At 45.4% G+C, this 14,516-nt stretch carries 7 protein-coding genes and 2 pseudogenes; 5 read left to right on the top strand and 4 right to left on the bottom strand.

Translation table 11 applies throughout. From position 1 onward, the window contains the following. Window positions 1–61: 61 nt before the first annotated feature. Entirely contained in the window at window positions 62–1,537 is a 1,476-nt protein-coding gene (locus tag M2407_RS25855; RefSeq protein ID WP_259220220.1) for a hypothetical protein, read from the top strand. 163 nt (window positions 1,538–1,700) lie between these two features. Here the strand turns inward: M2407_RS25855 and M2407_RS25850 are convergent. The 3 genes and pseudogenes from M2407_RS25850 to M2407_RS25840 form a co-directional block, all read right to left on the bottom strand. Continuing rightward, window positions 1,701–2,803, bottom strand: a pseudogene (locus M2407_RS25850) (transposase). An 8-nt stretch (window positions 2,804–2,811) separates the two neighbouring features. Then, window positions 2,812–2,979, bottom strand: a complete 168-nt coding sequence (locus M2407_RS25845; protein WP_259220218.1) for a transposase — start codon at window positions 2,977–2,979, stop codon at window positions 2,812–2,814. 89 nt (window positions 2,980–3,068) lie between these two features. Next, window positions 3,069–5,402 (bottom strand): hypothetical protein, encoded by a 2,334-nt coding sequence (locus M2407_RS25840; protein WP_259220217.1) that lies wholly within the window; start codon window positions 5,400–5,402, stop codon window positions 3,069–3,071. A 1,637-nt stretch (window positions 5,403–7,039) separates the two neighbouring features. Here M2407_RS25840 and M2407_RS25835 point away from each other — a divergent pair. The 4 genes from M2407_RS25835 (at window position 7,040) to M2407_RS25820 (ending at window position 14,064) form a co-directional block, all read left to right on the top strand. Continuing rightward, window positions 7,040–7,936: a DUF4255 domain-containing protein gene (locus M2407_RS25835; RefSeq protein WP_259220216.1), complete on the top strand. Its 897-nt coding sequence runs from the start codon at window positions 7,040–7,042 to the stop codon at window positions 7,934–7,936. Window positions 7,937–7,993: 57 nt separating this feature from the next. Continuing rightward, entirely contained in the window at window positions 7,994–9,262 is a 1,269-nt protein-coding gene (locus M2407_RS25830) for an autotransporter strand-loop-strand O-heptosyltransferase (RefSeq protein ID WP_259220215.1), read from the top strand. Between the two features lie 45 nt (window positions 9,263–9,307). Continuing rightward, entirely contained in the window at window positions 9,308–11,347 is a 2,040-nt protein-coding gene (locus M2407_RS25825; RefSeq protein ID WP_259220214.1) for an ATP-binding protein, read from the top strand. Window positions 11,348–11,535: 188 nt separating this feature from the next. Next, window positions 11,536–14,064, top strand: coding sequence for a lytic polysaccharide monooxygenase (locus tag M2407_RS25820; RefSeq protein WP_259220212.1), 2,529 nt, complete (start codon window positions 11,536–11,538; stop codon window positions 14,062–14,064). Between the two features lie 151 nt (window positions 14,065–14,215). Here the strand turns inward: M2407_RS25820 and M2407_RS26355 are convergent. After that, a pseudogene (locus M2407_RS26355) lies at window positions 14,216–14,313 on the bottom strand (IS1 family transposase); the annotation flags it as partial. Window positions 14,314–14,516: the final 203 nt, after the last annotated feature.

Below are 14,516 nucleotides of genomic sequence, written 5' to 3'. Positions count from 1 at the left end.
TTTACGCTCGGGTGAATAGGTCTTCATAAATATCGTCTCCAACCCCCTGATGATTTTTCAGTTGGAGGCGACAACTACCCTGACATGGGGGGATACAGAGAAAATACTTGATAATATCATGCGGATGGCGAATATAGTGGTTGGCCCGCTGAAGGCTGTGAGTGCAACTATTGGTGGGCCACTCGGCTTTGCGATTGCACTGGGTATTGAAATCGCCTACGTGGGTGCCAAGGTCGTACAGGCGGAGGTGTCAGACATCCCAAGCAGAGGCGAAGAATTACGAAGCGAAGCAATGTGGGATACTGTCTTTCTCGTGGGAGGTGTTATTTCAGATGGCGTTGTCATCGGTAAACTCAATGACGCAGTGAAAAAATATCGAAGTTTAAGATTGGCAAATAAAAAAATAATATCTGCTCCTCGTCCCAAACCACCCGGCCCCCATGCTGGTCAGAGAGCTCTGCCACACCCTTTACCTGAAAAAAATGGCAGCTCTATCGTTCAGCAAGTAGTGGGTAAACACGATGTTCAGGCCACTAACTTCACACAGATATACTCCAGGCAATTTAAAAATCAAGATCATACGCAGACACTCCCTCCTGCAAATGCCATGGGTAGGACAATTATTGAACTGGTAAGACAAAACCTTCAAGCCAGCTTTGTTTTCGCAGGTAGTGCTGCCGCGGGTATTCTGGGACCACTAGCCTCTCCCGGCTCGGGATTAACTCCTGAGGGGGCCGGGGACGATGTAAGTGTTGATGCACAGGCATGCAAGACTTTACTTCAGGATACCACAGACGTCGCTGGGGCTGTCGGTGAAGTGTTTGATGACCCGGATATGAATTACGACCTTGAAATAATTCAAGAGTTCTTTTTCGGCAGAGGTAATTACATTACTAAAGCAGAATTCAACCAGATAAAAGATTTTTTATCTGGTTACAAGGATAATGCCACTCCAGCGCAGTTGCAACATTTGTATCGTAAGGGGCAACTTAAGGAGCCGCTACCTGAAAGTATACCAAAGGTACTTCGCCGCATAGCAATACAGAGATTTGACCAGTTTGTTTTGTTTATGGGAACCAAGACAACTGAACCAATGGCATTCCGTCGCAACCTATATGATATACAGCGTGAAAACTTAGAAAACTATTTAAACGGGGCGTATACCTATGCTAATAAATCAAGAGCTTTTCTTGCTAATACTATAATGCACATAGATGGTGCGCTTAACAGCATGTCTCATATTGACGGAAAACAAAATGATATTATTCAAGATAGTTGTTTCGGGAAAGGGAATCACATTAGCAAAGCTGAAATGGTACAGGCAAAAGATTTCCTGTTAAGTTTCAAAAACACGGCCAGTGAGGTGGAGTTAAGGAGTTTTTATAACAGCGGAAGATTCCCAGTAAATTTTACAGACAATACGGCAAATGTGCCACAATTACCGGGAGTATTTAAACGTATTTCAATAGTAAATTTTGAAATGTTTGTTTTATGGATGGACTCTAGAAACAGCGATCTAGGCCGGCTTGATGGTTAGGAATCTCAATCGGGAATTATTAACTTTCAAATATTGATTATATGGTTGATTATTATATTTGCTCACTTACAAAGACACTGATTGGTTGACCATTGACTGGAAAATAGTCATCTTTCGTCGCAAATGCGAATCCCAGGCAGACCTCTCCTTATGCTGCCAATAGTCATTGTTCTTTTTCCAGCCGATGATGGCGTTGGGCCAGTAATTCCTTTGCACGAACACCCGCTTCTGCACTCGAAAATACCATCCGACTACCGCACAGCACGCACTGGTATGGATCCACATTCGTGAATTGTTTCATTAACGAGGCATAGCCCGGTTTAGCCGGCTTTGTCTTCACCGGCATCTGCAGAGCCGCATAGATCTTTGGCAATAAATCGCCTCGTTTACGGTTGGACAGGAAGCCGTAATACCGGACCATTTTAAAATAGCGTGAGGGAATATGGCTGATGTAGCGCAGCAACATTTCTTCCTGGCTCAGCACCTGCCTTCCGTGTCGCTGCATGCGGCGGTCATAATAGTGATGAACAACCGCGCCGCCGGTGTAATGCCGCAGCGCTGAGGCTGCCATCGGCGGGCGCTTCAGGTAACGGCCCAGATAGTTGGCGTTTTGCCTGGTGTGTTTTGTCTTTTTCGCAAAGTGAATTTTCCAGCGTCGCTGGAACTGGACCTCAAGAAACTGGCACCATTCCCGATAGTCACGAATATGCTCATAGCCGGCGGCGGACAAGTCCATCTCCGCGTAGCTCTCCCGCAACAGTTTGATGACGGCCTGGCGCCAGTAAGCTTCAACGACCTTCTTTTTGAAGTAAATCGGCCGCCAGGTGCCGTGTTTAAGACACAATCCGACATGGGTCACGGACAGGTGAATATGCGGGTGTTGGCCGCGCAGGAAAATAGCCGGTTGAGCAGCGGCCAGTTGTTGGCGAAGGCGGGGCCAGAGTTTGTCAGGCATGGTGAAGGTAACGTGCTGCCATTCGCAGTCGGGCAGAATGTGCTGCTGTTCGGCAATCCACTGCTCGGTGGCTTTCATACCACAGGCGCTGCAGCCCTTACCTTTACAACTGTGGCAAATGTATTTTGTGTGGGTGCAATGGGGTGAGGCGCAGCAGTATCGACGGGAGCCCATGGCGGGTGTGCCGCAGGCGAGCATGCGCTCGATGATCAGCTGGGTCCATTCAGGGATGGAATTGCCGTTTTTGGCGAGTAACTGGCCCAGCCATCCTCAATTTGGAAGAGGCGTTTTGCGGGTCTTGGAAGATACATGCACGGAATTATAACGGGCTACGGCAGCTGAAAAAACGCTTTTCTGTCTGAGTCTTAGCTCCCGCCGCAGGCGAGCTACCGTTCTGCCAGAGTCGTAGCCATTTGACGATGACATTGTCGTTGACGCCGTTTTCACGGGCAATCTGAGCAATGTAGGCACCGGGGGAGTGAAACAAGTTCAACTCCACCCAAGTCGAGAGGAGGAATATCAAAAAAGGGCTCACTCCAATATGAAATGAACCCTGAAAAACAGGTTGGTTAGCTATCATGGTTTCGGTGGTAATTCAATATCACCTGTGGTCCAAAAACCAGGCTTTGGTTCGTACCATGTAAGGTAAGAAATTCTGCCAACCGTCTGTTTCTTAATTCCAGCAAACCAAGTTCTTGGGTCGAGGCGAATCTTCATGCTTTGCACTAGCTGAGGGGAGGTGTATTCCCAGTAAAACTTTGTATTATCTCCCTGAGTTTCGGGTAAATACCAAGAGCGTCCATGGTATTCAATCTCCTTACCTTCAGACTTCTCTCGTTCACCAAAGCTAGGTTCTGAGTAGAAAATCACTCGAAAACCCCGAGGAACATAGATTTTGTGTATATCCATAGGAAGCGGGTTTTGAGGATCGGTAAAATCGTTTAAGTTGTTATAATCCCCAAGACTTAGTAATTTTCTTTCTCCCTGGCGGGTGTAGATCCAAACAAAACAGTCATCAGTGCTAAATTGTTTTTTAAGAGAGGAATTATAATTTGTACTGAATGCAGGTAGCGTAAGACCAGACCAGCCTCCACCATCTGAATAAGGCGATTTACTCAGATGTTCTTGCATTTTATCCACGTAATTTCTTTCAATAAATGGTAACGCCAAGTTTTCTGCTGAAACCAGAGACATATTGAAAATTTTATTGAAATTAGTTACCAGTGAGTGATGCTCTGCACATAAATTTATAACTTGTGTATTCAGCAAAAGATAAAGGCGAATACGCTCTCTGATCATATCGTGTGTCCAGCGAATTCGATCCCATCTGTCGTAACCAGAGAGCTGGCGAGTGAATGTATCCGGAGCCTGATAGCCATCAACAGTATTCCACTGCCCCGTTAAAGGGTTAACTTTATGTAATAAAATATCATTTGAGGCATGTATATCAAAGAAACCGACTGAAATAAGGTTTTGTAGATGGTTATACCAACCGTTGAGCATTTCCTTCATATATTCAATGGTCGTTGTGATATCATCACCATCGTTAAAACATTGCAACCTAAAATTAAGCAGCAAAAAATATATGCTATTAAAGTCGGATATTAACTGAGCTGCTTCATAGTCGTTTTTAAATTTTATGTTGTTGTAAAAGTAGTTTTTTATTTCCATGCACATAAAAATAATGGGTTCCCAGTCCTCAGGCCGACCCAAGTCCCATTGTTCTTGCTCTGCAACCGATTTATTGTTGTTTTTAACCGTTTCCATCCTAAATAAATAAGCATCAAGCAGCGCGTCGAACTTTTTCTTCATTTGCTCAAATTCATATTTATCCAATGCGGCAGAAATTCGTTTATCAATTTCAGCTTTAATCTCTTCCATTCCTGGGGAGTTAGAAGGGAAAATAATATCGAAAATGATCATAAAAAATGGCGAGATAGTCCCTATTAGCGTACGCCCTAACAATTTTTTAATTACTGGAGAAAGGTTTTTCTCTAGCCTTATTTTTAAAAAGTCTGTAACTAATTGACGGGAGTGATATTTAACCCCGACTGGAGCGTTTATCTTGGATGCTCGCTCATTAATATGTGCAATCAAAGATTTGCAGTGGTGCTCACTTATTTCCGGCAAAATAATAGAATGCGCACGTTTTAAGTATTGTGTTCTCTTATCATCATTGAGTTGATTGTCATTTTGCAATAAGATATTGTCATTGCACTGACAATCCCCCTTTATTGTAATGATAAGCTGTTCCAGTTTATCTAACTCTAGTGTTAGAATGAACGAGCTAACAATTTCGCCTGTCAATAAATCTTGCGCCGCAGAGAGCTGTTCTGCTGTCTCATCAGTGAGCTCAACCCACTCGGTCAGTGAGCGCTCGTAATATTCATCGTAAATATAACTGAACTCTAGTCGGGGGCCCGCCATGCGACGCACTATCAGACTTCGCCGGTAATAACTAAGTTTTTCAACGCATTGTAATAAATACTCTTCTACAAAGCCCAGGAAGTTATTTTTTATAGAATCAGTGTTTTCTTTATTATCATATTCTGATATCTTTTTTAATATCTCTGTTAGGAGATAGAGATAGCGTGGAAGAAAGGCAAGTCCTATATGAACCTTGTTTTTAAGCTCGTATTTAATTTCATTTGTTTTATCTAAAATCTGGTAAAGAAAATAATTATTTAGTAAATTACCTATCTCTCTACCTTTGTGGTTATAGTTTATTGCTAATATTTCAAGCTCATCCAAATGTTGACTGATGTATTCCTTGTTTTTGTTTTTTTCTAGACCGTTAATTTTTATCATTTTTTCTTCCTCGGATAGTTTCCATTTTTCGCCGTGAAGAAAATCATTACTATCACCAGTAATATAATTACTGAAAAGGGATGGGGTACTGTCAATACTCATAGGGTTTGCTCCGTATTTATGAATGGCGTACGTAGATTTTAACCGTTTTATTGCTCATGAAATGTGTAGCATAGAAAATGCAAAAAATCCATTTTCCGTGGTGTTGGTGCATGGGCGGATAAATTTTTTCTGGAGAAAGTGGCTTCCGTAAGAATATATAACTACTACCCTTAGATGATGACTGTAAGAGCTTCAGTCTGATGGCGATGAACTGCTAGGTGCGCTGATCAAGTTTTTTATCGAGAGTTTGCAATATCGTTGTTCCTCTGGGTTGGTATTATTATCGTGCTTACTATGTGAGGGTGGCTGTTCGGTTCACGTTGCTATGTTTCTTGGTGGGCACCTTGTATTAGTGAACTTTGTATACTATTAGTTATATCCAATGCATTGGAACGCATGATTGACTATGCATACTGAAAATTGAACTTAACTAACCATGGTTATGATTTCATTGTGATTTATGGAGATATTATTCCTGAGGGCGGTAGCGTTGTAAATTCTAAAAGTCATATCATACTTGAGTAAGTAGGGTAATGCTCAGACATAATGAAAGACAAGATGTTTTCCGAGTGACTTGGGTTTTTTGTTGATGAATAAGGCTTTTTTTTGTTTTTTTTTAATGGGTTGCTTCATCAATGGGTACAATCTGTGTTTGGGATTGGAAAATAATAAACGCCATCATCGTGTTCGTGTTGCTTTTATCAACGATGATGAGGTTTATTATGTCAGATGAAGCAGGTTTCATTGCATCTAACTATCCTGTTTCTGTATTCTTATTTGTTGTGAATATCGGTGGGGATATTACTTTCTGCAGTTCAGTGGGGGAGGGGGGTTGAAGTCGGTGAATACCGCGATGGTATGGGGTTATCCACTTTGTTACTCGCAGCCACCCTCCATCAATAACTTTGTCACAAGCCATTTTTATGGGGCAATGTAAATTATATTAATGGTTATACAACTAGTTCGGTAAGACCGAAGGTAAAAAAGATATTTTTATTAGTTTAACTGACGAGTCTTGCAAGGTGTTGTATGTCACCTGGAATGTGGTTAACGCATTCCCAACGGGGGAGTTCCGGGTCAAACCTGGATGCATCGAGTAATGAGGCTGCGGTGAAACAAATAACGCTTAACGCCGATCGTCTTAGCGTTACCTGTCACTGAGTATTTTTTATAACCCTTTAGTCTTGCCGGAGGATATATGTCAGTGTTAAGAAGATGGCGGCGCTTCGGCTCATTCTCTGACCGAGCTGCGTACCAACCGTTCATTGGCAAATGTATCGTGAATAAATGGCTGTGCAACTGGCCGCAGCCCGCCCGATTGGAGGTTTCATTCCCGGAGAACGCTCCCCTGCAGCCGTTCCTGACTCCTTGGCTGAATATCTTAACATGCAGATACCCGGGTTGCAGCAGTGCGGGCCGGATGAGATGAGAGCGCTTTTTCTACAACGGCCAGACGTAATGTAAGAAGGTCGGAAGGGCTGGTACCTGACCGTCGAAGCACATTGCCAGCGATATTATGCTATCTAGGCTACCATGGCCGTTGAAGCAGCTTACATTCCCCTGGTTGCCAGAACCGTTGGAAGTCGTGTGGCAACTACCCGACTATCCTGTTTTTAAACTGCTGAATAAGGTGAGTTATGTCTGCAAACAACCGTATGTTTGAGGAGTTATCGGATATCGCCAAACTTAATGAACGGATTAGAACACATGTCAAACAGCATATAACTGATATTGAGCTGCGTTTTGATGAACCGGATCCGGAACATCCGCCAACCTCCCCCACACTACATCTGTTTATGTATTTGATCCATGAGGACTTAAGCATTCGCCATAGTACCCAGCGTAATTATAATCCGGCTAGCGGGAGCTTTGCTGCCGAATCTGCTTATGTTCGCTGTCTGTATCTGGTCACCTATTGGGATGGCCTGACAAGCTGTAGTTCGGATGCTCCAGGGGCGCAGACCAACAGCCCGACCGTATTACGTTTGACGGATATGCTCAAGGCATTGCTGTGCATGCGTAACCACCATGACTTTAAAGATTATATGGTCAGGGTAATCGAGCCGGAAGCCCTGAACAGTCTGGGTAATTTTTGGCAGGCGTTAGGCAATAAACCGCGCGCAATTATCAATTTTGCCGTGACGCTGCCGGTGAACATCCAGCATCCTGGTGAAAAAGAGGTTACTGCCCCAGCGGTGCAATCAATAGAAAACCAGCTAGTGCAGTTTAGCGGGGACGGTTTGGCCGCGTTGGAGGCGTATTTGTTTGATGAGTTGCGTCAGCGCCTGGGTAAACAAGCCAATTTGGCGCTGAAGAAGGTCGTCATTGATATTCGGCAAAGTGCAACACTGGGCAAAGGGGAAGAATCGACTGAACAGGTCACCGTGGCCGTTGTTGGTGTGACGTTCAGCGAGACAAAAAATGCCATCGAAGACTGTGTTGACGGGTGGAGGAGTAAAAAATTTCCATTGAATGGCAAAGTGTATCAAGTCATGCAGGTCACACATTCTTTGCTTGCTCCCGGTACAAAATAGCTGCTCATCGCTTGTGAAAAATAGCAAGGTTACCAAAATAAATCAGAGGTTAAACGCATGATGGTGGCTCTACCTACAAGTGTTAATTTCGCAGAGAACGATGATATTTCCGCCCCGGATATTGTGCAATCTGAGCTAACCTTGGCGCATTACATCATGCCACCCGACAGACCGACGCAGGCCGGGCCTGAGGGGGGCTGGTTCGATTTTAATCACGGTTGTCGCATCCATTTACCGCCTGGCGACTGGCAGATTAAAGTGGTTGAGGAAGTAACCGGACATATTTTTGGCGAAGCATCGATGGCCGAAGGCGTGGTCGAGAATAACAAGAAGTACTACGTACACTATGCTTTTTATCTTTATCATCAGGGGCGTGAAGTATTCAGCCACCGTTTAGTGCTGGCGCAGCGCAACGTACTGGTAAAAATTGCAGGGGGAGCATTAGGAGAGGTCCTTGCCTGGTTTCCCGCTGTGGGGCGTTTCCAACAGCGCCATGGGTGTAACATCACCTGTCGCATGCCGGCACAATTTATCGAACTGTTCGCTTCCAGCTACCTACAAATATATTTTATTACCTCTGAAGAACAAGATGAGGAAGTGTATTACGCAACCTATTATCTCAATGCCGCTATCCGTAACGGTGAGATGAACTATGCCACGGTAGATTATCAACAGGTGGCGCTACACCATTTTGCTGCTGCGTTGCTGGGCCTGGAAGCGAGCGAAGTTCCAGCCCGCTACGCGTTATCAAACAACAGCCGCCCGATCAATGAGCCGTATCTCTGCATCGGGGCACAAAGCGCTGCGCATTGCAAATTCTGGAATAATCCCTCCGGCTGGCTGGAGTTGGTCGCTTGGCTCAAGTCCTGGGGTTATCGCGTTATTTGCATCGATCGGGACAAAGTGGCGGGAGACGGGGTGATTAATCATTATATCCCCTATGGCGCCCAAGATCAGACGGGAGAACGTCCACTCAGCGAACGTATGCGCTGGCTGCAACATGCGCAATTCTTTGTCGGGTTGTCCAGTGTGCTTTCCTGGCTTTCCTGGACCAGTGGAACACCGGTCGTCATGATCAGTGGTTTTAGTCATCTGGGTAGTGAGTTTTATACCTCTTATCGGGTAATTAATTATCACGTCTGTAACCGCTGCTGGAATGACAACCGCTATGAATTTGATAATACAAATTATTTGTGGTGCCTACGCCTGTCAGGTCAATCCCGCCAGTTTGAATGCTCGCGTGCTATTACTGTACAACAGGTGATCCACACCATTAACACCATTCCTGATGTCCGTTTACCCATGCAGCACAATCTGGCTGAATGATAGCGTCACAACCTTATTGAACGTATAAAAACGGAGTAATTCTTAATGGTGAAAATAGCCTCTGACTCTGATGATAGCACTATTACCAATAACGGATCTTTATCTGACTTTCTCACCGCGGTAGTGCAGGTTGAGGATATATTGCAGCAGGCGTGTTATCGCTTTCAGGATACTGGTGAATTTGAGGGCTCTTTTACGCCGGAGCCCAATGAGGAAACCCCGCTGGCGACCATATGGGAACCAGATGATGCAAACTGGACTGCAAATATCCCCGAGTTTACCTTCAGTCCAGATAGTCGTATTGCATATCTCTGGCGACAGTTTGACTTATCATATTTTGAATTGGCCGTACTGATATTAGGATGTTTATACCGTCTATCCCCCCGCTGTGGTAGTGTATTTAACCTATTGCAATCAGGGCGACATGAACGGCCAGGACTGAGTTTTGCGCTGCGGTTGTTTTGCCCTGGGCAACTGATACGTAATATTCATCGGGCTTGTTTACTGCCCACTGCACCATTAATACGATATGGCTTACTTGAGGTGTTTCCGGAACGAAATGGAAACCGGGCCTATCAAACCAGCGATATGGTCTATCACTATTTGTTGGGTTCCGATACGTTACCTGAAACATTACATGACCAGTTGGAGTGGTTGTTACCGCGTGGTGAACTGGAGTTGGATACCACGCCGTTAATTGATTGCTGGTATCGGGAGCGGGCACATTTTCCTCCGTTACTTGAGCTACGTGTCGTTGCGGGAATGTCCGGTCAACTGGCCGCAGCCACCATCGCACAGCAAATGAGTATGCGGGCGCTGCTGCTGAACCCTGCGGTATTGAATGTCACCAAAGATCGTACCTTGTTACTCCGCCAGGTTGTCGGTGCGGCAAAACTCCATTCTGCACTACTGGTGCTACCGGAAATCGATGACCATCGTGGCGAAGAACGCTCACCATCTTCCTGGGAGTGTCTTCTCCCTTTGTTGAAAGATTATCTACTGCCTGTATGTGTTCTGGTTTCTTCGTCAAGTTCAGCAACGCCACTGCCATCTCTTTCCCGTTGGGTGCTGCCTGTCACACTGCCAGCGGCCGATAAACGGATGGCGCAAATGCAATGGGAGCTTCAGTCTCATCCTCATGCGGGGCTGGATTTTCCGGCATTGGTACAACGAGTGGCATTATCACAGGTCGAAATATCCGCAGCGGTGCTGGATGCGTCGGTACTGCGACGTCAGCGCGGAAGTCAGCAAATAGAAATGGTCGATATGCAGCAGGCGCTATTACGGCGGGCCAGGAAAAACTTCACACACCTGGCGCAGCGCTTCTCTCCGACCCGGACAATGAATGATGTGATTATCGATGATGGGCTGCAGGAGCAGATGGATGAAATTCTCTGCGCTATTCGTCAGCGTGATCGTATCTTGGAGCAAGGGTTCTCTCGTAAACTGGGGCGTGCAACGGGGATTAGCGCACTTTTTCACGGCGATCCTGGAACCGGTAAAACACTGCTCGCAGAGGTGCTGGCTAATCAGTTAGGCGTTGATCTTATCCGTGTGGATTTATCCACGGTAGTCAATAAATACATTGGTGAAACTGAGAAAAACCTGGCCCAAATTTTTGATCTGGCCGCGCAGGATGCTGGCGTGTTGTTTTTTGATGAGGCTGATGCGTTGTTTGGTAAGCGTAGTGAAACCAAAGATGCCAAAGATCGTCATGCAAATATCGAAATCGCTTATTTATTACAGAGGCTTGAAAGCCATCCAGGCCTGGTAGTGCTGGCAACCAACCACCGTTCGCATCTGGATGATGCCTTTTCCCGGCGCTTTACCTTTATCGTACGGTTCTCTTACCCTGATACCGCGTTGCGTAAAAGAATGTGGCAGAGCGCTTGGCCGCCTGGTATACAAGTCGCGGACGATGTCGACTATGAACAACTTGCGCAAACGGCGCTAACAGGGGCCAATATTCGCAACATTGCTTTGTTGGCCTCGTGGTTGGCTGCTGAATCGCCTTGCGTGACTGTTGAGCATATTCAAAGGGCGCTACGCCGTGAACTGAGTAAGATTGGGCGGCTTCCTGGTTGAAAAATGTAATATTCGGAGTGCCTTCTTTGAATGACTGAATTTCATTCAGGATGCTAAGCATTAAACCTGTGCGTATTAATAAATTATTCCGTTAGGTCTAAATATTTCACTTATGTATGAAAGTGTGATTGTAAAGTGGAGACGTTATCAATGTCGGTCAATTATCTAACAACGAAAGTGGAGCGGTTATGTCTATAAAAATACCTGAATTACTAAGTGGTAAAGGTAAGATTGTGATGGGTTTCTGGCATAATTGGTCGCCGGAGCCAGGTCAGGGTTATAAACAAGGGCGTTTTACTGAAATGCGCTTATCAGAAGTTCCCGTGAATTATAACGTTATTGTCGTTGCTTTTATGAAAATACTGGATAACAACGACCACATCCCTGATTTTAAACCGTATAAAGGTACTGCATCTGAATTCCGCCGCCAGGTCGATCTGGTTCATCTTCAGGGGCGTAAAGTGCTTATTTCCCTTGGTGGCGCAGATGCTCATATTGAACTACGCAGTGGGGATGAAATTTCGCTGGCAAACCGTATCATTGCGTTGACTGAGCAGTACGATTTTGATGGGTTGGATATTGACCTTGAGCAGGCTGCCATTACTGCTGCTAACAATCAAACTGTTATTCCTTCAGCACTAAAAATAGTTAAGGACCATTTTCGAAGTTTGAATAAAAACTTTATTATTGGCATGGCGCCGGAGTTTCATCATCTTGCGCGAGGGCGTGAGTATAATACCTACATTGAAAGTCTGGAAGGTTATTACGATTATATCGCCCCTCAGTTTTATAATCAGGATGGTGCCAGTGTTCATGTGGATGGTATAGGTAAGATTGAACAGAATAATGATGTATTGAAAGAAGATTTTCTTTACTATCTGACCGAGAGTCTGGTCACTGGTACTCGTGGGTTTATAAAAATACCGCATGATAAATTTATTATAGGTCTACCATCCAATAATGATGCAGCAGCTACAGGGTACGTTATTGAACCGCAGAATGTTTATAATGCATTGGAGAGACTGAAAGCGGCGGGCCAGGATATTCTCGGCTTGATGACCTGGTCAATTAACTGGGATGCTGGCTTCAGCAATAGTGGCGAGACTTATGCCTGGGAGTTTATTAACCGCTATGGATATCTTGCTGGTGACGGTACAGAACCAGAGCCAGAGTATCCTCAATGGACCACCGGTAAGCGTTATTATGACGACGACATGGTTCACTGGGACTCTGCGGTGTGGAGATGTCTGATGGTTCATGACTCAAATAGTTACTGGGCACCGAATGTGGCTACTTCTCTGTGGCGTTCAGCTGTCATTGATAATAACCGTAAAGGAAAAATAACCGTGAACAAATGTTCTTCAGATAAAATCAGTACTCGAAAATCTGGCTCACAGCTCCGTCATGGCCATGTTTTTTCTCCGGCTTCACGCGCCTATATTGCATGGCAGGAAGGTAAAATCGATACAGGGATGTTGAATCAACGCGAATGCGGCAAGTTTTTCCCTGCTCTGGACAGTGGCTTGACAGACATCGTCGCTCTAAGCGACGTGACAAACTTTTTGCCGCCGCCAGATGGTAAAATTGCTAGTGCGAATCAGGGGAACGGTAATTTTCTGGATGATGCAGGTACACATTGGCCAAAACATAACGTGGTGTCTGCCGAGATGTTAAAAATCTCCTGGTATTATTCTGCTCCCCATTCAACCCGTCGCTGGAATTATTTTATCACCCGAAAAGATTGGAATCCAAATCTGCCACTGAGTCGCGCGCAGTTTGAGGATCAGCCATTTTATAAAGTGGAGTTGACTGAGCAACCATATTGGAGTCATGGTGCCACGCTGACTCCACCACAGCCTACTGAACATAATGTGATGTTGCCACAGCGCTCAGGTTACCACGTTCTGCTGGCCGTTTGGGAAGTGGCGAATACCGGTAATGCTTTTTACCACGTCATTGATCTGGATTTCAGCGATAACAATAACGGCAGTGACGTTGACCCAGTTGCGCCGGATGGTTTGCGAGCGAATAGCGTTACGGCCAGTAGTATCACCCTGACATGGAATGCTTCTGTGACTCAGGCTTTCGCCTACCGTCTATACCGCGATGGCAACCCCGTTGGTCAAGTTACAGAACTAACCTTCACCGACAGCGGTTTGAGCGAAAACACCGCTTACAGTTATGCCGTGAGCACACTTAATGATGAGGGGACCGAATCCGCACCGAGTCAAGCGATTGCTGTCAGGACTAGCGAAGTGATTATCCCTGGCACGCCACCAACGCAACCATCACATTTGCACAGTATGGGGATTACCGTTGATACTGTGAAGTTGATGTGGGGGGGGGCTACAAGCAATAGTATGCTGGCCGGGTATATCATTTACCGTGATGGTAATGAAATCGCTCGTACGAGTGTTGCGCAACTAAGCTATGATGACTCTTCCTTAAAGGCTGAAACGGTTTACCGTTATTTCGTTGTCGCTTTTGATACTCAGGGACAACTTTCAGTTCCATCTAATGTGCTTTCTGTGACAACATCCGCGAGTGAAGATAACGGTGGTAGCCTGTATACGGAATGGAAGCTGGGCACATACTATCCAACAGGTAAAAAGGTCAGTTACCAGGGGAAAAACTGGATTTGCCTGCAAGCCCATACTGCTTATGTGCCTGAATGGGCACCGAGTGTGGCTGAAAGCTTATGGCGAGAAACTGCCTGAGGCAATTGAAGTATGATGCACTGAGTATTGTTTCATTTTAAACTGTCAGGTAACGCACTGTATTTATGAAGTTACCTGACATAATATTTTGAATCGACTCGGATAATTTAGACCTTTTGATCCGGTCGTGACGCAAGCTTTGTGCTAGTTGGTAGGGGTTGATTGTGAGATCCCATCCGATGATCTTATCGTGCATGTTCTCTGACTCTGAGAAGCGGATAGTCCTGTGGCAAGCCGCTTAAGATGGGTTCATGGTTAGGAGATTGAATCGCTTCTTTTGAGAGCGCCTGACCATGAAAAGTAGCACCGCCTACTCCATTGCTGCTGCTGATCTGCGTGGGCTTTGATGTGAAAATACTATCTTCGCCGTATTTTTAACCTGAAACCTGTTTTTCAGGCGCACCGATCCAGCTCAGGCATCCGCAGCCATCGTTTTTTCGCCATCTGATGTA

The sequence above is a fragment of the Serratia sp. BIGb0234 genome (assembly GCF_024809915.1).
In the GTDB taxonomy this organism is placed as follows: domain Bacteria; phylum Pseudomonadota; class Gammaproteobacteria; order Enterobacterales; family Enterobacteriaceae; genus Serratia; species Serratia liquefaciens.
Note: the sequence above shows the minus strand (reverse complement) of the source record. Positions and strands in the feature narration are given on the sequence as shown.

Excerpts from the sequence above, each read along its gene's own strand:
- M2407_RS25840 (WP_259220217.1), bottom strand. The coding sequence starts at position 5,402 with ATGAGTATTGACAGTACCCCATCCCTTTTCAGTAATTATATTACTGGT.
- M2407_RS25835 (WP_259220216.1), top strand. The coding sequence starts at position 7,040 with ATGTCTGCAAACAACCGTATGTTTGAGGAGTTATCGGATATCGCCAAA.
- M2407_RS25830 (WP_259220215.1), top strand. The coding sequence starts at position 7,994 with ATGATGGTGGCTCTACCTACAAGTGTTAATTTCGCAGAGAACGATGAT.
- M2407_RS25825 (WP_259220214.1), top strand. The coding sequence starts at position 9,308 with ATGGTGAAAATAGCCTCTGACTCTGATGATAGCACTATTACCAATAAC.
- M2407_RS25820 (WP_259220212.1), top strand. The coding sequence starts at position 11,536 with ATGTCTATAAAAATACCTGAATTACTAAGTGGTAAAGGTAAGATTGTG.